The sequence below is a fragment of the Solwaraspora sp. WMMD406 genome (genome assembly GCF_029626025.1).
In the GTDB taxonomy this organism is placed as follows: Bacteria; Actinomycetota; Actinomycetes; order Mycobacteriales; family Micromonosporaceae; genus Micromonospora_E.
Genome location: NZ_JARUBF010000001.1, coordinates 5,635,166 through 5,657,024, shown reverse-complemented (window position 1 = coordinate 5,657,024; position 21,859 = coordinate 5,635,166). Strand labels below are relative to the sequence as shown.

At 71.4% G+C, this 21,859-nt stretch carries 19 protein-coding genes, 1 pseudogene and 1 riboswitch; of the genes and pseudogenes, 12 read left to right on the top strand and 8 right to left on the bottom strand.

The genetic code is table 11. From position 1 onward, the window contains the following. The first annotated feature begins 207 nt into the window (after window positions 1–207). The 7 genes from O7632_RS25005 (at window position 208) to O7632_RS24975 (ending at window position 8,418) form a co-directional block, all read left to right on the top strand. Window positions 208–2,310 carry an EAL domain-containing protein gene (locus tag O7632_RS25005; RefSeq protein WP_278117706.1) on the top strand — a complete coding sequence of 701 codons (2,103 nt, stop codon included), beginning with the start codon at window positions 208–210 and terminating at the stop codon, window positions 2,308–2,310. A gap of 141 nt (window positions 2,311–2,451) precedes the next feature. Continuing rightward, window positions 2,452–2,751 (top strand): Asp-tRNA(Asn)/Glu-tRNA(Gln) amidotransferase subunit GatC, encoded by a 300-nt coding sequence (gatC, locus tag O7632_RS25000; RefSeq protein ID WP_123600383.1) that lies wholly within the window; start codon window positions 2,452–2,454, stop codon window positions 2,749–2,751. Window positions 2,752–2,754: 3 nt separating this feature from the next. Beyond that, on the top strand, window positions 2,755–4,233 hold the full coding sequence (gene gatA, locus O7632_RS24995; RefSeq protein WP_278117704.1) for an Asp-tRNA(Asn)/Glu-tRNA(Gln) amidotransferase subunit GatA: 1,479 nt from the start codon (window positions 2,755–2,757) through the stop codon (window positions 4,231–4,233). Between the two features lie 7 nt (window positions 4,234–4,240). Further along, a complete protein-coding gene (locus tag O7632_RS24990) occupies window positions 4,241–5,629 on the top strand; it encodes an AAA family ATPase (RefSeq protein WP_278117702.1) in 1,389 nt (462 codons plus the stop codon). Then, window positions 5,629–6,261 (top strand): DUF4276 family protein, encoded by a 633-nt coding sequence (locus tag O7632_RS24985; RefSeq protein WP_278117700.1) that lies wholly within the window; start codon window positions 5,629–5,631, stop codon window positions 6,259–6,261. Before O7632_RS24990 ends, O7632_RS24985 begins: the two co-directional genes overlap by 1 nt. Window positions 6,262–6,324: 63 nt before the next feature. Further along, a complete protein-coding gene (gene gatB / locus O7632_RS24980) occupies window positions 6,325–7,824 on the top strand; it encodes an Asp-tRNA(Asn)/Glu-tRNA(Gln) amidotransferase subunit GatB (protein ID WP_278117698.1) in 1,500 nt (499 codons plus the stop codon). A 96-nt stretch (window positions 7,825–7,920) separates the two neighbouring features. Continuing rightward, the gene (locus O7632_RS24975) at window positions 7,921–8,418 is read left to right on the top strand and encodes a hypothetical protein (RefSeq protein ID WP_278117696.1); all 498 of its coding nucleotides are present in this window, start codon (window positions 7,921–7,923) and stop codon (window positions 8,416–8,418) included. A 29-nt stretch (window positions 8,419–8,447) separates the two neighbouring features. On the opposite strand, the gene O7632_RS24970 is transcribed toward O7632_RS24975, so the two are convergent. Together O7632_RS24970 and O7632_RS24965 are read right to left on the bottom strand one after the other, a co-directional pair. Beyond that, window positions 8,448–8,642: a DUF397 domain-containing protein gene (locus O7632_RS24970; protein WP_278117695.1), complete on the bottom strand. Its 195-nt coding sequence runs from the start codon at window positions 8,640–8,642 to the stop codon at window positions 8,448–8,450. Beyond that, window positions 8,633–9,424 carry a helix-turn-helix transcriptional regulator gene (locus O7632_RS24965; RefSeq protein ID WP_278117693.1) on the bottom strand — a complete coding sequence of 264 codons (792 nt, stop codon included), beginning with the start codon at window positions 9,422–9,424 and terminating at the stop codon, window positions 8,633–8,635. Before O7632_RS24965 ends, O7632_RS24970 begins: the two co-directional genes overlap by 10 nt. 246 nt (window positions 9,425–9,670) lie before the next feature. Here O7632_RS24965 and O7632_RS24960 point away from each other — a divergent pair, with 246 nt between their 5' ends. Then, window positions 9,671–9,937 (top strand): hypothetical protein, encoded by a 267-nt coding sequence (locus tag O7632_RS24960; protein ID WP_278117692.1) that lies wholly within the window; start codon window positions 9,671–9,673, stop codon window positions 9,935–9,937. A gap of 230 nt (window positions 9,938–10,167) precedes the next feature. On the opposite strand, the gene O7632_RS24955 is transcribed toward O7632_RS24960, so the two are convergent. Beyond that, window positions 10,168–11,145, bottom strand: a complete 978-nt coding sequence (locus O7632_RS24955) for a helix-turn-helix domain-containing protein (RefSeq protein ID WP_278117691.1) — start codon at window positions 11,143–11,145, stop codon at window positions 10,168–10,170. Window positions 11,146–11,216: 71 nt separating this feature from the next. Here O7632_RS24955 and O7632_RS24950 point away from each other — a divergent pair, with 71 nt between their 5' ends. Next, window positions 11,217–11,648 carry a DUF2000 domain-containing protein gene (locus O7632_RS24950; RefSeq protein ID WP_278120362.1) on the top strand — a complete coding sequence of 144 codons (432 nt, stop codon included), beginning with the start codon at window positions 11,217–11,219 and terminating at the stop codon, window positions 11,646–11,648. A gap of 126 nt (window positions 11,649–11,774) precedes the next feature. Here O7632_RS24950 and O7632_RS24945 read toward each other — a convergent pair whose 3' ends face one another. Then, window positions 11,775–13,439 (bottom strand): metallophosphoesterase, encoded by a 1,665-nt coding sequence (locus O7632_RS24945; RefSeq protein WP_278117689.1) that lies wholly within the window; start codon window positions 13,437–13,439, stop codon window positions 11,775–11,777. Between the two features lie 88 nt (window positions 13,440–13,527). After that, window positions 13,528–14,628, bottom strand: a complete 1,101-nt coding sequence (locus tag O7632_RS24940; protein ID WP_278120360.1) for a PQQ-dependent sugar dehydrogenase — start codon at window positions 14,626–14,628, stop codon at window positions 13,528–13,530. A gap of 289 nt (window positions 14,629–14,917) precedes the next feature. Between O7632_RS24940 and O7632_RS24935 the strand changes: the two genes are divergently transcribed. Beyond that, a complete protein-coding gene (locus tag O7632_RS24935) occupies window positions 14,918–15,217 on the top strand; it encodes a DUF1540 domain-containing protein (protein ID WP_278117688.1) in 300 nt (99 codons plus the stop codon). Between the two features lie 80 nt (window positions 15,218–15,297). Here O7632_RS24935 and O7632_RS24930 read toward each other — a convergent pair whose 3' ends face one another. Further along, window positions 15,298–15,777 carry a GNAT family N-acetyltransferase gene (locus O7632_RS24930; protein ID WP_278117686.1) on the bottom strand — a complete coding sequence of 160 codons (480 nt, stop codon included), beginning with the start codon at window positions 15,775–15,777 and terminating at the stop codon, window positions 15,298–15,300. Window positions 15,778–15,864: 87 nt separating this feature from the next. Between O7632_RS24930 and O7632_RS24925 the strand changes: the two genes are divergently transcribed. Beyond that, window positions 15,865–16,791, top strand: a complete 927-nt coding sequence (locus tag O7632_RS24925; RefSeq protein ID WP_278117685.1) for a 2-hydroxyacid dehydrogenase — start codon at window positions 15,865–15,867, stop codon at window positions 16,789–16,791. Between the two features lie 113 nt (window positions 16,792–16,904). On the opposite strand, the pseudogene O7632_RS24920 reads toward O7632_RS24925, so the two are convergent. After that, window positions 16,905–17,270: pseudogene (locus tag O7632_RS24920) on the bottom strand (PH domain-containing protein); the annotation flags it as partial. Between O7632_RS24920 and O7632_RS24915 the strand changes: the two are divergent. Then, complete coding sequence (locus O7632_RS24915) at window positions 17,264–20,374, top strand: GGDEF domain-containing phosphodiesterase (RefSeq protein WP_278117683.1); 3,111 nt, start codon at window positions 17,264–17,266, stop codon at window positions 20,372–20,374. The pseudogene O7632_RS24920 and the gene O7632_RS24915 sit on opposite strands and share 7 nt — an antisense overlap. A 31-nt stretch (window positions 20,375–20,405) precedes the next feature. On the opposite strand, the gene glyA is transcribed toward O7632_RS24915, so the two are convergent. After that, the gene (glyA, locus tag O7632_RS24910) at window positions 20,406–21,671 is read right to left on the bottom strand and encodes a serine hydroxymethyltransferase (RefSeq protein WP_278117681.1); all 1,266 of its coding nucleotides are present in this window, start codon (window positions 21,669–21,671) and stop codon (window positions 20,406–20,408) included. A 71-nt stretch (window positions 21,672–21,742) separates the two neighbouring features. After that, window positions 21,743–21,828: riboswitch (ZMP/ZTP riboswitch) on the bottom strand. Window positions 21,829–21,859: the final 31 nt, after the last annotated feature.

Sequence of the window (21,859 nt, the reverse complement as noted above, 5' to 3'; positions counted from 1 at the left end):
GAAGCAATTGGCGACGGACATTGGCCTATTCGGCGGCTAATCCGCGCCGGACGCCACGATCGACTGCGTCTCAAATCAATCACGACCGCGCTTCGGTCCTGACCTGACGGGTCCGCCCTCATAAGGTGTACAGCATCGGCGGCACCGGGGGGTAGCGCCGATAGGCCGACAGGTGCGGGTGGCCAGGCGAGCGCGACGGGAGGGCTCATGGAGGCCGCGGCTTTGCGGAACTCCGTTCCTCCAGAACGTGCGCCGATGTTCTTCGGCTTCGTCGGAGGCGTCACTGCGGCGGCGATCGCGGTCTGCGCCGTACCGCTGCGGGATCTCCCCGCCCAGGTGCCGGACCTGCCGGCGGCGTTCTGGCTGATGGCCGTCCTGGCCGTGGTGGGCGACGCCCGGCCGTTCACCCCGCCCGGACGGCGACGCCGATCGGAAGTCTTCCCGTCGGTCTGCTTCACCTTCGCGATCCTGCTGGCCTGGGGGTTGGGCCCGGCGGTCGCCGTCCAGGCGGTCGCGGTCGGGGTCTTCGCCTGGCGGGCCCGGCACGTGCCGTGGCGGGCGGTGTTCAACAGCGCCCAGTACGCGCTGGCGCTGGCCGCCGCGCACCTGGTGACGTCGTTGGCCGGTCCGGGTGCCTTCGCCGGCACGAGCGACCTGCGGTGGGGCGACGTGGTGGCCGCCGTCGGTGCCGCGGCGGTCTGGTCGGCGGTCAACTACAGCACCGTGACGTTGGCGATCCGGTTGCGCTTCGGCGGCCGCTGGTGGTGGGCGGCCCGCCGTGGCCTCGGCTTCGAACTGCTGTCCACCGGCGCGCTGCTGCTGCTCGGACCGGTCCTGGTGGTCGCCGCCCAGGCCGACCCGGCGTTGATTCCGCTGGTCCTGGTCCCGATCTACGCGGTGTACCGGATGGCGTGGTTGGCCAGCGAACAGGAACGCTCCGCCCGGCTCGATCCACTCACCGGGCTGGCCAACCGCAAGGCCCTGCTCAGCGAATTCGCCGACCAGTTGCCGGTGCACGCCGAGGCGGCGCGCCGGGGCGCGCCGGACGGCCGGATGGCGTTGCTCCTGCTCGACCTCGACCGGTTCAAGCATGTCAACGACGCGCTCGGCCACGTCGTCGGCGATCGACTGCTGGTCGAGGTCGGGCTCCGGCTGGCCATGGTGGTCCGACCCCAGGACCTGGTGGTCCGGCTCGGCGGCGACGAGTTCGCCATCCTGGCCACCCGCCTCACCGGTGCGGAACAGGCCCGCGAGATCGCCGACCAGATCGTCACGGCGCTGGCCGAACCGGTGCCGCTGGACGGGCTGCCGCTGGACGTCGGCGGCTCGGTCGGCATCGCCGTCTATCCCGAGCACGGCACCGACTTCGCCACCTTGTTGCAGCACGCCGACGTGGCGATGTACGACGCGAAGGACACCGGGGACGGCACGGCCGTCTACGCCGCCGAGTCCGATCACAACTCCCCGGAACGGCTGAGCCTGCTGGCCGACCTGCGCCGGGTGCTCGACGTCAACGGCGCGCACGCCGCCGACCCCGGCCGGGAGGTCGACGACGTCGGCGAGATCACCATGTACTACCAACCGCAGATCGAGGTCGCCACCGGCGCGGTCGTCGGCGTCGAGGCGCTGCTGCGGTGGCGGCATCCGCGCCGGGGGATGGTCGACCCCGAAGAGTTGATCAAGGTCGCCGAGCAGAGCGCGGTGATGCGACTGCTGACCCGCCGGGTGGTCGACGACGTCGTGGACCAGCTCGCCAAGTGGGCGGCGGCCGGGATCAAACTGCGGGCGGCGGTCAACGTCAGCGTCCGGGACCTGCACACCGGGGAGATCGCCGACCAGATCGCCGACCGGCTCAACCGGCACAACCTGTCACCGGAGCAGCTCCAGCTGGAGATCACCGAGGGCGCGCTGATGGCCGACCCCCGGCGGGTGCTGGCCACCATCTCCCGGCTCGACTCGATCGGGGTGGCGATCGCCCTGGACGACTTCGGCACCGGCTATTCGTCGATGCAGCACCTGCGCCGGCTACCGCTGTCCGAGGTCAAGGTGGACCGTTCGTTCGTCCTCGGCATGGCCACCGACGCCGACGACTCGGCGATCGTCCGGTCGGTGATCGAGCTGGCCCGGGCGTTGGGTCTGCGGGTGGTGGCCGAAGGAGTCGAAGACGAGGCATCCTGGCGGCGGCTGCACGCGCTGGGCTGCCACGTCGCCCAGGGCTGGTTCTACGCCCGGCCGATGCCGGCCGACGAACTGGTCAGCTGGCTGGCCCGATACCGCCCGGTCTCACCCGGCCCGACCGCCGACGGTTGATCGCACCTATCGGGGGAGTCGCGGGACACGCCGCCGCCGGTGGCAAATAGACTCGCTCGGGTCATCGTCGGCGTGTCACGCCGCGTCGAGGATGTCGAGGATCCGGCACGACCATTCGATCACCGTACGAAGGGGGCGCAGATGGCCGCCATCTCCCGCGAGGAGGTCGCGCACCTGGCGCGACTGTCGCGGCTGGCCGTGACCGAGGACGAACTGGCGACGTTCGCCGGCCAGCTCGACGTCATCCTGCAGTCCGTGGCCCGGATCGGCGAGGTCGCCGCCGACGACATCCCACCCACCTCGCACTCGGTGCCGCTGACCAACGTCCTGCGCGACGACGTCGTCGTCCCCGGCCTGGACCGGGACGCCGCGCTCGCCGCCGCTCCCGACGCCGAGGACGGCCGGTTCCGGGTGCCGCGCATCCTGGACGAGGAGGTCTGAGCCATGTCCGAACTCACCGGGATGACCGCCGCGCAGCTCGCCGGCCTGATCGCCGACGGCAGCACCAGCGCTGTCGAGGTGACCCGCGCCCACCTGGACCGGATCACCGCCGTCGACGAACGGGTGCACGCCTACCTGCACGTCGACGCCGAGGGGGCGCTCGCCGCCGCCCAGGCTGTCGACGCCGCCCGCGCCGACGGGCAGCCGCTCGGCCCCCTCGCCGGGGTGCCGATCGCGGTCAAGGACGTCGTCACCACCAAGGGCGTGCCGACCACCGCCGGCTCGAAGATCCTCGACGGCTGGCGGCCGCCGTACGACGCCACGATCGTCGCCCGGCTGCGCGCCGCCGGGATGCCGATCCTCGGCAAGACCAACATGGACGAGTTCGCGATGGGCTCGTCGACCGAGTATTCGGCGTACGGGCCGACGTACAACCCGTGGGACCTGACCCGGATCCCCGGCGGATCCGGCGGCGGCAGCGCGGCCGCGATCGCCGCCCACACCGCGCCGCTGGCGATCGGCACCGACACCGGCGGCTCGATCCGCCAGCCGGGCGCGGTCACCGGTACGGTCGGCGCCAAACCGACGTACGGCGGCACCTCCCGGTACGGGCTGATCGCCTTCTCCTCCTCGCTGGACACCCCCGGCCCGTGCGCCCGGACCGTGCTCGACGCCGCGCTGCTGCACGAGGCGATCGCCGGGCACGACCCGCGCGACTCCACCTCCATCCCGGCCGCCGTACCGCCGGTCGTCGCCGCCGCCCGCGCCGGTGCCTCCGGCGACCTGACCGGGGTCCGCCTCGGCCTGGTCACCCAGTTCGCCACCGGCGAAGGCGTCGAGCCGGGCGTGCAGGCCGCGTTCCGCGACGCCGTCGACGCGCTGACCAAGCTCGGGGCCGAGGTCGTCGAGGTCTCCTGCCCGCACTTCGACTACGCGCTGCCGGCGTACTACCTGATCGCGCCGAGCGAGTGCTCGTCCAACCTGGCCCGCTACGACGGCGTCCGGTACGGGCTGCGCAGCGGCGACGACGGCAACCGGTCGCTGGAAGAGGTCATGTCGCTGACCCGTGACCAGGGCTTCGGCCCGGAGGTCAAACGGCGGATCATGCTCGGCACGTACGCGCTGTCCAGCGGCTACTACGACGCCTACTACGGGCAGGCGCAGAAGGTCCGTACCCTGATCACCCGGGACTTCACCGCCGCGTTCGAGCAGGTCGACGTACTGATCTCGCCGACGACGCCGTTCGTGGCGTTCCCGCTCGGGGCACGCACCGCCGATCCGTACCAGATGTATCTGGCCGACCTGTTCACCATCCCGACCAACCTGTACGGCGGCCCGGCCATCTCGGTGCCGTGCGGGCTGGCCGACGGGCTGCCGGTCGGGTTGCAGGTGATGGCGCCGACGATGGCCGACGACCGGATGTACCGGGTCGCGGCGGCCCTGGAGTCGGCGGTCGGCACCCTCACCCCGCCGGAGCTCTGAGCCGCGAGTGCTGACCCGGATCGAGATCGACGGTTTCAAGTCGTTCCGCGACTTCACGCTGGACGTGCCGCCGTTTCTCGTGATCATCGGGCGGAACGCGGCCGGTAAGTCGAACCTGTTCGACGCGATCCAGTTCCTGTCCCGGCTCGCCGACGATCCGTTACTGGAGGCCGCCCAGCAGATGCGCGGTGACGTCGCCGACCTGTTCCATCGGCACACCGATGGCAGTCAGGTGCCGGTGATGACCTTCGCGGTCGAGGTGTTGCTGGGGCCGTCGGTGACCGACGCGTTCGGCGACACCGCCGAGGTGAACCACTCCCGACTGCGCTATGAGCTGGCGATCGAGCTGCGGTCGACCGGGCCGGGCGGATCCCGTCGGCCGTACGTGGTGCGGGAGGCGGCGTACCGGATTCGCCAGGCCGACGACGACGCCTGGCAGAACCGCACCCGCCAGTGGCGGGAACTGGCCGACTACAGCGGCCAGCGCCGGGAACTGCTGGAGACCGTGCAGGACGAGCAGGGGCGCGCGGTCTTCCTCATCCGGCCGAGGGTCGCGGGCCGCAATCGGAAACTGCCGGCGACGGCGGCGACCGCGACCGTGCTGTCCAGCCTCACTACCGCCACTGACTTTCCGCTGCTGTACGCGCTCAAGCGGGAGCTGCAGTCGTGGCGGTTGCTGCACCTTGATCCCAGCGCGTTGCGTACCCCGGACTCGTACGACGATCCAGACAGCCTTGCGCCCAACGGAGCCCATCTGGCGAACACGTTGCGCTACTTGGCGGCGGCGACGGGCACCGACGATCGGCCCGACGGCGCGCTGAACGATCTGTCCACCGATGTGGCGGCGGTGATCCCCGGAGTGCTCCGGGTCCGGCTGGCCGAGGACGAGGCACGCCGGCAACGGCAGGTCGAGGTGGTGACCCGCGACGAGGCACCGTTCTCGGCCCGGGTCGCCTCCGACGGGACGCTGCGGGCGATCGCGCTGCTCGCCGCGCTCTACGATCCGCGTGGTGCCGGGCTGATCTGCTTCGAGGAGCCGGAGAACGGCATCTTCCCGCAGCGGCTGGCCCAGTTCGTGCGGTATCTGCGGGCGCTCGTCGACCGGTCGTTGGAGCAGCACGACGAAGCGGACGGCCGTCGGCTGACCCAGTTGATCCTGAGCAGCCACTCGCCGGCGATCCTGCGGGCGTTGGCACCTGGCCGCGACGGAGGTCGGGCCGACGCGGTGTTTCTCGACGTGGTCACCCGGGTCAACAAGCCGGAGCCGCGCAGCCGGGTAACCCGGATTCGTCCGATCGGTGGCGGGCAGCTGGCGCTGGACCTGCCCGACGCGAGCGGCGTGGTCAGCAAGGCCGAGATCGCCGAGTTCGAAGTCCTGGAGATGCTGGACCGCTGATGCGCTATCTCTCCACCGCGTTGCTCTCCGAGGGCGTCAGCGACGATCAGTTCCTGCCCAACCTGCTGGGACGGGCGTTGACCGAGCTGTGCGAGGCCGAGTTCATCGATCAGGTCGAGGTGGCGAATGTCCAGCCGTTGCGGGATCGGCCCGGCCCCAGCACGGTCGACGAGGCGATCGCCATGGTCGAGCGCAACGACGGCGCGTTCTCGATGATCTTCTACCACCGCGATCAGGGTGCCAACCCCGAGCGGGTCCGGAAAGAGTGGCTGGAGCCGCTGCGAAAACGCTGGACCGATCGTCGGGAGCAACTCGTCGCGGTGGTTCCGGTCCGGGAGACCGAGGCCTGGCTGCTCGCCGACGGGCAGGCGCTACGCGACGCCCTCGGTGTCCGGTGGACCGATGTCGAGATGGGGCTCCCGGGGAGCCCTCGTCAGGTGGAGCAGATCGCCGACCCGAAGAAGGTGCTCAACGACGTGACGCGCCGGGTCAGCAGATCCGTCGGGGACTACCTCGGCCAGCTCGGCGACTACGTCGATCTCGACAAGTTGCAGCAGGTGCCGGCGTACCGGCGGTGGTGGGACGACACCCGAGAGGCCTTGACGGCGCTCGGGTACCGGCCGGGTCGATGAGCGGGGCCCAGGTGGACACTAGGCTGGTGCGGTCGGTGCCGCGCCGAGAGTTGGAGCTGTGAGATGAGCACGACCGCGTTGCCCACGTACGAGGATGTCGTCGCCCGCTACGAGCCGGTGATCGGCCTGGAGACGCACGTCGAGCTGGGCACCAACACCAAGATGTTCTGCGGCTGCCCGACCGAGTTCGGCGCCGAGCCCAACACCCAGGTCTGCCCGGTCTGCCTCGGGCTGCCCGGCTCGCTGCCGGTGGCCAACAAGGCGGCGATCGAGGCGACGATCAGGATCGGGCTGGCGCTGAACTGCTCGATCGCCGACTGGTGCCGGTTCGCCCGGAAGAACTACTTTTACCCGGACATGCCGAAGAACTACCAGATCAGCCAGTACGACGAGCCGCTGTGCGTGGACGGCTGGCTGGACGTCGAGGTCGACGGCGAGCTGGTGCGCATCGGCATCGAGCGGGTGCACCTGGAGGAGGACACCGGCAAGACGCTGCACGTCGGCGGCGCGACCGGGCGCATCCACGGGGCGACCGAGTCGCTTGTCGACTACAACCGGGCCGGCATCCCGCTGGTGGAGATCGTCACCAAGCCCATCCCCGGCACCGGGGACCGGGCCCCGCAGGTGGCCCGCGCGTACGTCACCGAGCTGCGGGACGTGATCCGCTCGCTGGGCGTCTCCGACGTACGGATGGAGCAGGGTTCGCTGCGCTGCGACGTCAACACGTCGCTGACCCCGGCCGGGCAGACCGAGTGGGGCACCCGTACCGAGACCAAGAACGTCAACTCGCTGCGGTCGGTGGAGCGAGCGGTCCGCGCGGAGATGCTGCGCCAGGCGTCGGTGCTCGACGCCGGTGGCCGGATCACGCAGGAGACCCGGCACTTCCACGAGGACAGCGGCGACACCACGTCGGGCCGGTCCAAGGAGACCGCCACCGACTACCGCTACTTCCCGGAGCCGGACCTGGTGCCGCTCGCCCCGGACGCCGCCTGGGTGGCCGAGCTCAAGGCGGCCCTGCCGGAGCTGCCCCGGCTGCACCGTAAGCGGCTGCAGGAGCAGTGGGGGCTGACCGACCACGACATGCAGTCGGTGGTCAACGCCGGTGCGGTCGAGCTGATCGAGCAGACCGTGGCCGCCGGCACCACGCCGGCCGGTGCCCGCAAGTGGTGGCTGGGTGAGCTGGCCCGCCGGGCCAACGAGACCGGCACCGAGCTGGCGGCGCTCGGGGTCACCCCGGCGCACGTGGCCGAACTGCAGGGCCTGGTCGACGCCGGCAAGCTCAACGACAAGCTGGCCCGTACGGTGCTCGAAGCGGTGGTCGCCGGAGAAGGCACCCCGACCGAGGTGATGACCGCGCGCGGTCTCGGCGTCGTCTCCGACACCGGCGCGTTGACCGCCGCCGTCGACGAGGCGATCGCCGCCAACCCGGACATCGCGGCGAAGGTCCGCGACGGCAAGGTCGCGGCGGCCGGGGCGCTGGTCGGCGCGGTGATGAAGACGACCAAGGGCCAGGCGGACGCCCGTACGGTCCGTGAGTTGATCCTGTCCCGCCTCGGCGCGTAGGGCTGACATCATTCGGTACGGTGCCGCCGCGTGATCGGGGGCGGCGGCATCGAACCGGACCTATCGCCTCATCATGCGGTCGGCTACTTTTTGCACATGCAGTGGGACGCCGAGTACGAGCAGGTGGTCGCGGAGTACGCGGCCGGCCGTGACGTCGCTGAGCTGGAGCGACAGTACGGCCTGAGTCGTGCCGAGATCGAGTGGCTGGTCGCCTACCAGGCGCAGCAGCGACTGTCCGGGCAGCCGATGTCCGACGAAGAGCTGAACGCGCGACGGGGGACGCCGCCTGGGTGGGTCGTCGGCGCCGCCCTCGTCTTCGCGTTCGGAGCCGTCGTGGGGCTGGCCGGTGTCATTGTCGCTGCGATCCAGGGACTCGGCGGGGCTGCGGTGGTCAGCGGGATCTACGGCGCTCTGTTCGGCTCGGTGGTGCTGGGACTGTGGCAGGGCCGGCGTGGATCGTTGATCGTCGCGATCATCTTCGGCATCGTGTCGCTGCCGTTCGGCCTGATCCCGATCCTGCTTCTGCTCGTGCCCGCGTCCGCACGGGAGTGGTTCGCCGACTCCGAGCGGACGCGGGCACGGTCTGCGGTCTGATCTGATCTATCGGGGCCGAACCGTCGCGGCTACCGGATGGCCTGGCTGACGAAGGTCTGCCAGGCGGCGGGGGAGAAGGTCAGCGTGCCGCCGGTGCGGTCCTTGCTGTCGCGGACCAGGACCCGGCCGGGCAGGTTGTCGGCGACTTCGACGCACGCGCCGCCGGTGCCGTTGCTGCGACTGCTGGTCCGCCAGGCCGGTCGGGGATCGGTGGTCATGCCCATTTGTCAGCCGCCTCCTGCATCAACGCCACGGATTGGTCACCGGGCAGAGCGTACTCCCGCAGCGACTCCCAGGTGTGCTCCAGTCTGGTCAGATCGGCCTCCAACTCGATGGTCTGGCCCTCCAACGGCCCGTCGACGAAACCCGCCGACCGGCCCTCCATACTGGCCAGAATGAACGGGCCGTTGAGCCCCGGGTAGGCGCCGACCCGGGCCGGCACCACCTGGATCGAGATGTTCGGCCGGGCACAGGCGGCGATCAGCGCCAGGATCTGCTCGCGCATCACCGCCGGGCCGCCGACCGCCCGGGTCAGCACCGCCTCGTCGATCACCCCGACGAAGCGGCACGGCCGCTCCTCGCGGTGCAGGATCTCCTGACGGCTGAGCCGGTCGGCGACCGTGGTGTCGACGTCGTCGATCGCCACGCCGGCCTGGGTGAGGACCGCGCGGGCGTACGCCTCGGTCTGCAGCAGGCCGGGCACCAGGATCGGCTCGAACCAGCGCAGCATGATCGCCTCCCGCTCGTGCTCCAGCCACGGACGCAGCCAGACCGGGGCCCGTTCGGCCCGCAGCAGCAGCGTGTAAAGGGTCGAGTAGTCGCAGTTGAAGACCTTGTCGATGGCGGTCAGGTAGTCGAGCCGGATCGGCCGGTCACCGCGCTCGATCGAACCGACGTGCTGGGCCGACCAGTGCAGGGTGGCACCCCACTGCTCCTGGGTGAGCCCGGCCAACTCACGGCGGCGGCGTAGCTCCTTTATCAGGTAAGCGCTTGCGGTTCCAGACATTCGTCTCCTCCATCTTCACCACAGAATCGAGCGGCGGTGGGCAGGGCTCACCCAGGCCCGGATGCGGGTGTTACGGGTGTGGCGTTCATCTTCCAATGGGGAGGGGGAGGAGTCCAGGGTGGAGGGGTGGGAAATCTGAGAAGGCGTCCATCGTTGTCCCGATGGGGTATCTGTGGCGCACGAATGAATGGTGAAGATCAATCACGATTGGTCGGTCTGGTACGGCGACCCGGCGCACTCGGGTGGATGTCGGTGCCGATCGGCAGCGCCATCCCCGGCTACATCAACCATCCGGTGATCGCCCGCGCCCGGCGTCTGGCGGCGATGCATCTGCCCGATCCGGTCACCGGCTGCCCGCGTTGCGGCACCGTCATCTGCCCGGGACTACAGCTCGCGGTGGCCTATCTGGACCGGTACGACCGGGACGCCGCTCGCACCATTCGCCGGCTACTCGCCTCGGTCGGGCTGGTTCTGGCCGGTGACCCGATGACAAAGGCGGGTGGCGATGACTGAGCCGCGCACACCGCCGCTGGTGCGGCCGTGGGACATCATCGAGATCGGTGCGGCCGACTATCTGAATGGCGACGGCGTACTGCGACTACGCGTCATTCACGTCCGCGCCGAGGCCGCCCATCCGAACATAGAATGGATCCATCTGCTCGGCACCCGACTGCACGGCACCCGAGAAGGTCAGATGATGATGGTCACCGTACGTGCGTCGGCGCTTCGCCGTCCAGGCGCGGTCATTCGGCCAGCGGCGCGGCCGGTCGATCCCGCGACGGTCGATCCCGCGACGGTCGATCCCGCGACGGTCGATCCCGCGACGGTCGATCCCGCGACGGTCGATCCCGCGACGGTCGATCCCGCGACGGACGATCAGAGCGGGCGAAACGGCCCGGCGGGAGGCCGACGATCCTGGTGAAATGCCGGGTCAGGTGCGACTGGTCGAAGAACCCCGCCTCGGTCGCCGCGACACCGACCGGGACCCCGTCGAGCAGCCGCCGCCGCGCCCGGTCCACCCGGCAGGCGGTCAGGTATCGGTGCGGCGGCATACCGTACTCGCGGTTGAACGCGCGTACCAGATATGCCGGATCGAAATGCAGCAGCGCAGCCGCCTCGTCGAGGGTGAGCCCGGCGGTGATCCGCGCGTCCAGCAGCTCGCGCAGCCGGTAGGCGGGCCCGACCCGCCGTGGCCCGGCTTGCCGTGACCCGGCTTGCCGTGACCCGGCATCCTGACCGGCCGGCAGCGGCGACGGCACCGCGTGCCCAAGATGCCGGCGCAGCCGCTCCAACGCCAGCTTCAAGTAGCTCTCGGCGGCGAACTCGTCACCCCGGTGAGCCAGGGCCAGATGGGTGCGGTCGACGAGCCGCCGCAGCTCGGCGTCGGGCACCCCCGGCGTGTCCACCGACGCCCCGACCAGATCGGCCGGAAGCTGGCTGTCGTCGAGGTAGAGCACCCGTTTACGGAAGCCGCCGCTGGTGGCCGCCGCCCCGTTGTGCGGCACGCCGGGCGGCAACAGGGTGACCAGGTCGGTCAGCGCGTCGCGTTCGTGTCGGTCCAGGTCGTAGCGGACCGCCCCGTCGTCGACGATCAGCAACGTCCAGGCGGTGTGCGTGTGCATCGGGTACTGGTGGGCGGTGAACCGGGCGTGGAACACCTCGGCGACCCCGGGGACCGGAGGCCGCCAAGCCCGCACCGACTCGGCTGGAGCAGCCGACATGGTCAGAATCGTACAAGACCGGCTCGCCCCGGCCGGGCGACGCTGACGGCATGAACGACGACGCTGACGGCATGAACGACGCGACCCCACCGGTACGGTTCGACACCAAGATCGCGGTGCTGATCCGTGACGACCTGGCCACCTGGCAGCGGCTCAACGCCACGGCGTTCCTGGTCAGCGGGATCGGCACCGCCGCGCCGGAGGTGATCGGCGGGCCGTACGCGGACGCCGACGGCACCGGCTATCTGCCGATGTTCCGTCAGCCGGTGCTGGTGTTATGCGGCGGCAAGGAAATGCTGACCGCCGCCCACCGGCGCGCCGTCGACCGGGGGCTGACGATGTCGGTGTTCACCGGCGACCTGTTCGCCACCGGCCACGACGACGCGAACCGGGCGGCGGTGCGCGCTGTACCGAAGGATCAGCTCGACCTGGTCGGTCTGGCGGTCTACGGGCCGCGCAACCCGGTCGACAAGGTCGTCAAGGGTGCCCGGATGCACGCGTGAGCACCCGTGAGCCGGCCAGCGAATCACAACGGGGGCGATCTAGAAGGATTATGGTCGGTATACCGGCCAGATCCTTCTAGATCGCGGGTGGTCGCCGGCGAGCGCGGGCTGGTCAGGTCGGGCTGGTCAGGTCGGGCTCGGCACCGGTGGGCCGGGGACCGGGCTGGCCGGCCCCGGGCTCGGGTCGGTGCTCGGGTCGGTGCCGGGGCCGCCCGGGCTCACGGACGGATCGGGCGACGGATCCACCGGCTCCTCGACGGCCTCGGCGACCACGTGCCGTTCCAGGGTGACCTGTGCCTGGCCGGCGCCGCCGACCCGGATGTCGTCGTGCGCCTGCAGCTGATGGGCCTCGTCGAAGTAGAGCACCGACATCGCCAGCGGCGTCGGCTCCTCACCCTCCAGGCCGCGCAGGCCGGCGCCGCCGGTGGAGCCCTCCACCAACAGCCGGGTCGGTTGCTGGCCGGGCACCTCGGCGAGCATCCGGACCTCCCGGTTGTGGATATGTCCGGCCAGCACCAGCGGGCAGGTGCCCGACAGCGGACCGGCCGAGAGCGGATCGTGCACCAAGGCGATGTCGACCGGTTCCGGATTGGCCCGGATCGTCGCGGCGAGCTGTTCGCCGACCCCGATGACCTGCTCGGCGGCGGGCTTGGACAACCCGCTGTCGGCCGGACTGGTCTGCTTGTCCGGGGTGAACCGGGGATCTCCGATCCCGGCGATGGTCAGCCCGGCGACCGTGGCCACCTGGTCGTCCAGCACGATCGCGTTCGGCTGGCCGGCCACCGCCTCCTGAGTACGGATCGAGTCGTGGTTGCCCCGGATGAACACGTACGGGACTTCCAGCTCGGCGATCGGAGCGACGAAGGCCGCCTCCGGTTCGCTGCCCCAGTCGGTGATGTCCCCGGTGTCGATCACCACGTCGATGTTGAACTGCTCGACCACCGTCTGGATCATCGGCCAGCCGGTCGGGTTGAGGTGCATGTCCGACACGTGCAGTACCCGGGTGGTGCCCTCCGCCGGCTGGTAGACCGGCAACGTCGACACCGTCGTGTAGATCCGACTCACGTTGGTCACGATCTTCTGCAGCTGCTCGGCGTACAGGTTGTAGTTGGTGGCGATCCGTTGCACATCGCCGACCACCGCCGGGGCGTTGACCAGCAGCCCCTCGTACCGTGGCTCCTGGATCGCCTCGGGTCGGATGGTCGACGCGGCGACCCCGATGCTCCCGCCGGTGAGCAGCAGCGCGAGGCTGCCCGACCAGGCGACCCGGCGGACGTCGCGGAAGACCAGCGCGGCGAGGACCAGGGTGGCCAGCACCGCGACGGCGAGGGTACGGATGCCCAGCCGCAGCACGCCCTCGGTGACGTCGCCGACCACGGTCTGGCTGGCCTGGGTGATCCCGGCCGGGTCGTCGATCAGCGCCAGGGTCCGGACCTGGTCGAGCGAGCCGAGCCGGATGGAGAGCTGGACCGGCCCCTGGTGGCTGTCCACGTGCAGTGACCCGAGTGGCGGGATCGCGACCGTGGTGCCGCCGTCGAGCGCCGGGGAGACGGTCATCTCGGCGGTGAAGGGGCCGATGTCGACCTCGGTACGGGCGCCGAGCAGGATGCCGATCACCACCCCGGCGACGCTGACCGCCGCGATGGCCAGGATCGTCCTGATCCGGCGTGCCGGAGTGGACCGGGCGACGCGGTCGAGCCAGCGACCGGTCCCGCGTGCCGCCGTACGTAGCCGACGCCCCAGCCGGACTCCTCGGGAGGGTGCCGGCGCGAGCCGGTGCTCGTCACTCATGGTGAGATCATGCCTGTCTGGTCGGGGTGGGGCGTGCGGTGTGGGGGCAACGGCGTGCGGTGCGCTGGCTCAGCCAACGAACGGGGCCTCAACTGCGGCCCGCTCCGCCGTCGGCGAACACCAGCCGCAGGATTCGGTCGTCCTCGGGGGCCGGCTCGCCCCGGCCGTCGTTGTTGGAGGTGGTCACCCACAGCGAACCGTCCGGTGCCTGGGTGACGGTCCGCAGCCGCCCGTACTCGCCGGTGAGCAGCGCGCGGGGTTGACCGAACACGGTGCCGGACCCGGTCAGCTCGACCAGCCAGAGGCGTTCGCCGCGCAGACAGGCGGCGGCCAGCACCCGGTCCAGCACCGCCGCGCCGGAGCAGGACGACTCCTCGGTCGGCCACACCACGAGGGGGTCGACGAAGCGTTCGTCGCCGCCCTCTCCCTCCACCTCCGGCCAGCCGTAGTTCTTGCCGGGTTCGATCAGGTTGATCTCGTCCCAGGCGCTCTGGCCGAATTCGGTGGCGTACAGCCGGTCGTCGGCGTCCCAGGCGATGCCCTGCACGTTGCGGTGTCCGAGCGACCAGACCAGCGAGTCGGCCGTCGGGTTGCCGGGGGCCGGCTCGCCGTCCGGCGTCATCCGCAGGATCTTGCCGCCGAGGCTCTCCGGATCCTGGGACAGCCCGGTGTCGGAGGCGTCGCCGGTGGTGGCGTAGAGGAATCCGTCGGGGCCGAAGGCGAGCCGACCGCCGTTGTGGATGCCGGACAACGGGATGCCGGTGACGATCGGTTCCGGTTCGCCGCCGAGGGTCAGCCGGGCGATCCGGTTGTCCTGCGCCGTGGAGTAGTAGATGAACACCGTCTCGTCGGTGGCGTACTCGGGGGAGACGGCGATGCCGAGCAGGCCGCCCTCGCCGCCGCCGTCGACGGCGTCGATGGTCTGCACCTCGTCGATGGTCAGCCCGTCGGGGTCCGATCCGGGACCGACCCGCAGGATGCGGGCGCTGTCCCGTTCGGTCACCAGGGCCGCTCCGTCGGGCAGGAACGCGACGCCCCAGGGCACCTGTAGGCCGCTGGCCAGGACGGTGACGGCGATCTGTTGCTCGACGCCGCCGCTGGTCGGGGTCTCGGTCGGGGCGGGGAAGGTCGGTGGCGCGCCGGCCTGGTCCGGCTCCGGTTCGCCGAACGCGCACCCACTGATCAGCATGGTCAGCGCCAGACCGGCCGCGAGGCTCGCCGTGGTCGGGCGGCGCGGAGATCGGCGGTACGGGGGGCGTCCAGCGTTCACCCGCACCAGGGTAGCCCGCTCATCCAGATCCGCACGGCCGGCCGGCCCGGTGGTCCGTGGGGGCCGGTCGCCCTTTCGGCGGCGGTACGGCGATGTTCGCAGTTAGGTAAGGATGCCCAAAATCATCTGAATTCAATAAAAACACACCAAAGGTGGGTCAAGTAATACGGTTCTTCCTGACAGGCGACGAGAGCCAGAAGGAGTCACCATGACCGCGATGATGGAGATGCCACGGGTGCAGGAGTGCACCGCCATCGACTGTGCGTACAACCAGCACGAAGGCTGTCACGCCTTCGCCATCACCATCGGTACGGAGGCCGACCACGCCAGTTGCACCACCTTCTTCGATATCTCGACCAAGGGCGGGCTCGACGCCGTGATTGCCCAGGTCGGCGCGTGCAAACGGGCCGACTGCCGGTTCAACGCCGAGTTGGAGTGCCGGGCCCCCGCCATCCGGGTCGGCCCGAGCCGGGACATGGCCGACTGCATGACGTACGAGCCGGCCTGAGTCGATCGACGCGGGTCGACGGGCCCGGGTCGTGGCCCGCCGCCCGACCGTAGCCTGCCGACCCGACCGTAGCCCGCTGATCAGTCGATCAGCGGGCTACGCCGTTCCAGCAGCACCACGTCGCGCCACTGGCCGTCGCGGCGGGCGATCCGGTGCCGGGTGCCGACCGTGCGGAATCCGGCGTGGGCGTGCAGGGCCAGGCTCGTCGCGTTCTCCGGGAACACTCCGGACTGGATGGTCCAGATCCCGGCGGCCTCGGTCGAGCCGATCGCGGCGTCTAGGAGCAGCCGCCCGACGCCCAGCCCGCGCGCGGACTCGGCGACGTAGACCGAGTGCTCGACCACTCCGGCGTAGACCGGCCGGGTCGACACGGGGGTGACCGCGATCCAGCCGAGCACCCGGTCGTCGTCGCCGGCCCCGGTCGCCACCCACCGGTGCCGCGGCAACCGCCCGGCGTCGAACGTCGCCCAGTCCGGCGCGACCGTCTCGAAGCTCGCCAGACCGGTGTCCAACCCGGCCTGGTAGATCGCCAACACCTCGGCGGCGTCGGCGGCGGTCATCGGGCGCACCGTGACGTCGCCTGCCCGGTCATCCCCACGCATGGGATGAAACTAACCCAACCGGGCCGTCCGACTATCGTCGGTGCCGTGAAGGTCTGGATCCCCCACCAGCAGGGCCGCGAACTCCTCGGACGGTTATCCGAGGAGGTGACGGTCGAGGTGATGACCGACCCCACCCGGTTGCCCTCCGACCCGGCCGGAGTCCGATTCTGGGTGCCGCCGTTCCTGGCCCGACCGGGGGTCGCCGAGCTCGCCGGCAAACTGCCGGACCTGCGGGTGGTCCAGTTGCTTTCCGCCGGGGCCGACGCGTGGGCGGGGCGGTTGCCGGAGCAGGTGACGCTCTGCGACGCGCGCGGGGTGCACGACTCGTCCACCGCCGAGTGGGTGGCCACCGCGGTTCTGACCCATGTGCGGGATTTCGCCGGGTTCGTCCGGGCGCAGAGTCACCGCCAATGGTCGTACGAGACGTTCGCCCCGACCGACGAGGTGGCCGGCAAACGGATTCTCATCGTCGGCGCCGGGTCGATCGGGGCGGCGGTACGGTCCCGGCTGGCACCGTTCGAGGTCGAGTTCACCCTGGTGGCCCGCAACGCCCGGCCGGCGGAGCAGGTGCACGCGGTCACCGAGTTGCCGCGACTGTTGCCGTACGCGGACATCGTGGTGTTGCTCGTGCCGCTCACCGCCGCGACCCGCGGCCTGGTCGACGCGGCGTTCCTAGCCACGATGCGCGACGGTTCGCTACTTGTCAACGCGGCGCGTGGCCCGGTGGTGGACACGGCGGCGCTCACCGCCGAACTGGCCACCGGTCGGATCTCGGCGGTGCTGGACGTCACCGATCCCGAGCCATTGCCCGCCGATCATCCACTATGGTCATTCTCGAACGTGGTGATCAGCCCGCACATCGCCGGCTCGGTCCGTGGGCTACTGGCCCGGGCGTACGGGCTGGCGGAGCGGCAGATCCGCCGGTTCGTGGCCGGAGACGAGCTGCGGAACGTGGTGACCGAGGGCTACTGAGCCGCGCCATCCTGGCTGGACTTCGCCCGGGCCGGCCCGTCGTGGGCCGACCCGGGCAGGGCGTCCTTGGTCGGCTCGTCCTTGGTCGGCTCGTCTTCGGTCGGCTCGGTCGGGCCGCCCAGCTGCTGTCCGCTCGCCTCGATCAGCCGGGGCAGGTCGGTGCCGCGTACGGCCGGCAGCGCCACGTGGTGGCCGTCGTGCAGCAGCGCCAGCGCTCGGCCGTGCCGGTCTGCACCGAGCTCGGCCACCTGCGACCACGGGATCCGGCGTTGCCCGATCAGCGCGCGCAACCGCAGCCCGTCGGTGTCGGCGTCGGTGCCGGCGCGGACCGTCCAACCGACGACGAGCAGCGGGATCAGCAGGATCGGCAGCAGATACCACCGGGTGGCGGCCAACGGCAGCGCGCCGACGAAACCGAGCACCGCCGCCAGCATGATCGCCTGGTGCGGCCGGAACCGCACGGATTCCCTGCGTGTCACCCGACAATCCTGACATCCCGGCGGGCGTCGCCGGGCGGCGGGCGGTGCGTACGCTCGTGGCGGCGAACCGGCGGCGTCGGTTCGCGTCGACCCGTAACCGGATGCCGGGTCGCTTCGTTGTGCCGGGTGCGGGCGGAGCCGATGGCATCGCCTGTGCCCTGCCCCCTCCCGCGAAGGCGACCCTGGCCGTGCCCGAGGCGTTCCCCGCATCACCCGAGTTCCGTCCCGCGTCGTCAGCTCCGTCCGGTCCGCCCCCGTACCACCCCGACGGCGGCGACGCGCGCCGGTCCCGTACGGACCCGTCCTCGCCCCGTACGGACCCGCACTGGTCCCGACGGCGGCACCGAGCGCCGTCCAGTGGCCTGACCGGCGTGTTCACCGCTGCCCGCTCCGCCGGGCGCGGCGCCATCGGGCTCGCCGGTGTCGCCGCGACGATCCTGCTGGCCTGCTGCACCGTCGCGCTCGTCGGACTCACCCTTGGTGTCGCCGATCTGCTGCCCCCGGTGGTGGCCCTGGTGGGGGCGGCGTCGATCGGGGTGTCCGGGCCGACCTGGTGGTTGCTGCGGATCGCGTCGACCGCGCATCGACGGACCGGTGACTTCCGGGCCTGCCGGGGCGCCGGCCTCGTCGCGTTCGCCACCCTGCTCGGCACCGGCACCTGTTGCGTCGCCGTGTTCGCCCCGGCCGACATCCGCGCCGACATCGCGCTCAGCGGGCTCGTCCCCACGTTGCTCGGCTACCTCGCGGGCATCCTGCTCCTGCCGGCCGCCGCCGACGGCTCGGCGGTCCGGCTGCGTCGGCTGGTGGACGGGGTGAGCCTGGGCGTCAGTCTCACCTTCGTCGGATGGCTGCTGCGCCCGGTCGGTGAGCTGCCGGTGGTGGCGCTCGTGGCCGGCGTCGGCGCGATCGGCGTGGTGTCGGTCATCGCGGTCACCGCGCTGAGCGTGATCCGTCAGCACCGAGCCGTGCTGCTCTGCGGCGGCGGGGCGATCGCGGCGGTGCTGGGACTGACCGCGTCGACGATCCTGTTCGCGTACGCGGCCGCGCCGTGGACCTGGTGCGTGGCCATGGCACCGGTCGTCGTCGGAGTGACCGCCGTCGCCTGTGGCGTCGGCCGGGGCACCTGGCCGGTCCGGGCCGCCGGTAGAACCGCCGGTGGCGTTGGCGGTGGCACCGCCGGAGGTGGTGCGCCGCGCGGCCCGCTGTCGGCGTATCCACTGTTGACCATCCCTGCGGTCGTCGCCACGGTGGCGGCCGTCTACCACCTCGTGACGGTGGGCGGGTTCGACCGGACGTCGATCCTGCTCGGACTGGCGGTGATCCCCACCCTGGTGATCCGGGAGATGATGGCCGCCGCCGACGTGCGCGCCTTCGCCCGGCGACTGAGCGCTCAGGAAGCCCACTTCCGGTCCCTGGTCTCCGGCGGCAACGACCTGACCCTCATCGTCGGTGACGACCGACGGGTCCGCTGGCAGTCGCCGGCCGCCGCCCGGCTGTTCGGGCTCGCCGACGCCGACGTGGTCGGCCGGACCTTCGACGACCTGATGCATCCCGAGGACGCCGCCGAGGTCGCCGCCGCGCTGAGCGCGGTGGTGGCCGGCCGGATCTCGGCCACCGGTCGGACTCCGCTGGTCACCGCCCGGCTACGCGACGGGTACGGCCGTTGGCGCGACACCGAGTCGACCATCACCGACCAGCGGGGGGCACCGGAGGTCGCCGCCCTGGTGGTGCACGTACGGGACGTGGGGGAGCGGTTGCACCTGGAACGCCGGCTGCACAAGTTGGGGTTCACCGACCAGCTCACCGGGTTGGCGAACCGCCGTGAGCTGGCGCGCCAGATCGCCGCCGCCCGCGACGTCGCCGGGTACCCCGGCACGTTGCTGATCATCGATCTGCACGGGCTGTCCGGCACTCCCGGTCCACACGGGCGGGAACCACACGAGGTACGGCACACCCGGGAGGTGAGCGACGCGGTTTCGATCGAGGTCGGCCGCCGACTGCGCGACTCGGTCGATCCGGACGACGTGGTGGCCCGGCTCGGCGGCGACGAGTTCGCGGTGATCACCGTGGGTGGGCCGATGCTGGCGTACGGCACCGGTGCGCGGCTGATCGCCGCGTTGCGCGAGCCCTGCCAGCTGCCGGGGTCGGTGGTGCACCTGCGGGCGAGCATCGGGATGGCCGACGTGTCCGGCGGTGACGGGGTCGACGACGTGTTGCGCCGCGCCGACCTGGCCCGCCGCCGGGCCCGGCAGCTGGGCGGCAACCGGATCGAGTGGTACGACTCCTATCTGGAGGAGCAGCTGGTCCGCCGCCTCGACCTGGAACGCGAACTGCCCGGCGCGGCCGAGCGCGGTGAGCTGGACGTGGTCTACCAGCCGGTGCTGGACCTCGGCGACGGACAGCCGGTCGGCGTCGAAGCGCTGCTGCGCTGGCGTAACCCGGCGCTCGGGACGGTGCTGCCCGCGGAGGTGCTGGCGGTGGCCCGGGACCTGTCGCTGCTGACGCACATCGGTGGTTGGCTGCGGGCGACGGCCTGTCGGCAGGTGGCTTCCTGGGCCAGGGAGGGGCACCAGCTGTGGCTGTCGGTCAACGTGTCTCCGATGGAGTTGGCGGCTCCTGACTTCGCCGCCGACCTGGCGTCGACACTCGCCGCCACCGGGATCCCGCCGCACGGCCTGATTGTCGAGGTGTCCGAGTCCCTGGTGACCGAGGCGCTGGTCGCCGAGGAGCAGCCCAGGATCGTCGTCGCGCTGGCGGACCTGCGGGCCCGGGGGATCCGGGTCGCCCTGGACGACTTCGGGGCCGGTCAGGCGCCGATCGCCCAGCTCCGCCGGCTGCCGCTGGACATCCTGAAGATCGATCGATCGTTGGTCACCGACGCGGCGGCCGGAACGGACCCGAACCGGCCGACGATGGAGGTCGTGGTCGGCCTGGGGCGACGGCTGGGATTGGAGCTCGTCGCCGAGGGCCTGGAAACGGTCCGCCAGGTCGGTCAGGCGCGGGCGGCCGGCTGCCGCTACGGCCAGGGGTACGCCCTGGCCCGCCCCGCACCAGCGGAGCGGACCGAGGCGTACATCGCGGAGTTCCAGGCGCCGTCGTACTGACCGCCGCCCGGACGCGATCCGTCGACCGGGTTCAGCCGGCGTAGCCGGGCATCGGGTAGCCGGCCAGCAGGTCGGCCACCTCGCCGGCGATCCGGTCCAGCGCGGCCTCGTCGTCCTTGACCGCCGCCGTCACCGCGTCGTCCATCCACGCCGCGACCTGCGGCATCTGGGCCTCGGTGAGGCCCCGGGTGGTGAGTGCGCCGGTGCCCAGCCGAATCCCGGACGGGTCGAACGGCTTGCGCGGGTCGTACGGCACGGTGTTGTAGTTGAGCTCGATGCCGGCGCGGTCCAGGGCCTGGGCGGCCGGCTTGCCGGCGACCCCCTTGCCGGTCAGGTCGGCCAGGATCAGGTGGTTGTCGGTGCCGCCGGAGATCAGGTCGAAGCCCCGGTCGACCAGCGCGGCGGCCAGCGCCTTCGCGTTGGCGACCACCTGGTGGGCGTACCGGCGGAAGTCCTCGCTCTGCGCCTCCCGCAACGCGACGGCGATGCCGGCGGTGGTGTGGTTGTGCGGGCCGCCCTGCAGGCCGGGAAAGACCGCCTTGTCGATCGCGGCGGCGTACTCCTCGGTCGTCAGGATCATCGCGCCGCGCGGGCCGCGCAGCGTCTTGTGCGTGGTGGTGGTGACGACGTCGGCGTGCCCGACCGGCGACGGGTGCGCGCCACCGGCGACCAGGCCGGCGATGTGCGCGATGTCCGCGGCCAGCACCGCGCCGACCTCACGGGCGATCTCGGCGAAGGCCGGGAAGTCGATGGTCCGGGGGACCGCCGTGCCACCGCAGAAGATCACCTTCGGTCGTTCCCGGCGGGCCACGTCGCGGACCTCGTCGAAGTCGATCAGGCCGGTGTCCCGGGAGACGTTGTAGCGGACCGAGTTGAACCACTTGCCGGTGGCCGAGACCGACCAGCCGTGGGTGAGGTGCCCCCCCATCGGCAGCGCCATCCCCATCACGGTGTCGCCCGGGGAGAGGAAGGCCAGGTAGACGGCGAGGTTCGCGGGGGATCCGGAGTACGGCTGTACGTTGGCGTGCGCCGCCCCGAACACCGCCTTGGCCCGCTCGATGGCGAGCGTCTCGACCGGGTCGACGAACTGCTGCCCCTCGTAGTAGCGCCGGCCGGGGTAGCCCTCCGAGTACTTGTTGGTCAGGACGCTTCCGCTGGCTTCGAGGACGGCGGTGGAGACGTAGTTCTCCGACGCGATCATCCGGAGCTTGTCGTGCTGACGGCGGGCCTCGCCCTCGATCAGCGCGGCGAGGTCGGGATCGGTGGCGGTCAACTGCGGGATCTGCGGTACGTGCACGAGGTGCCTCCTGGCGGTCGGGGCGTGCCGGCGAGGCCCGGCTGGCTCAACCGGGCACGACGGTGCCGTCGACGGTGCACCCAGGCGCGCGGCGCACGTCATTGGTCGCTCCCCGGTGGTCGGTTCCACCTTCGCTGCGCCAGTCGCGTGACCGGATCGAGCATAGCGGGTCGGGGCCGATGATCGGC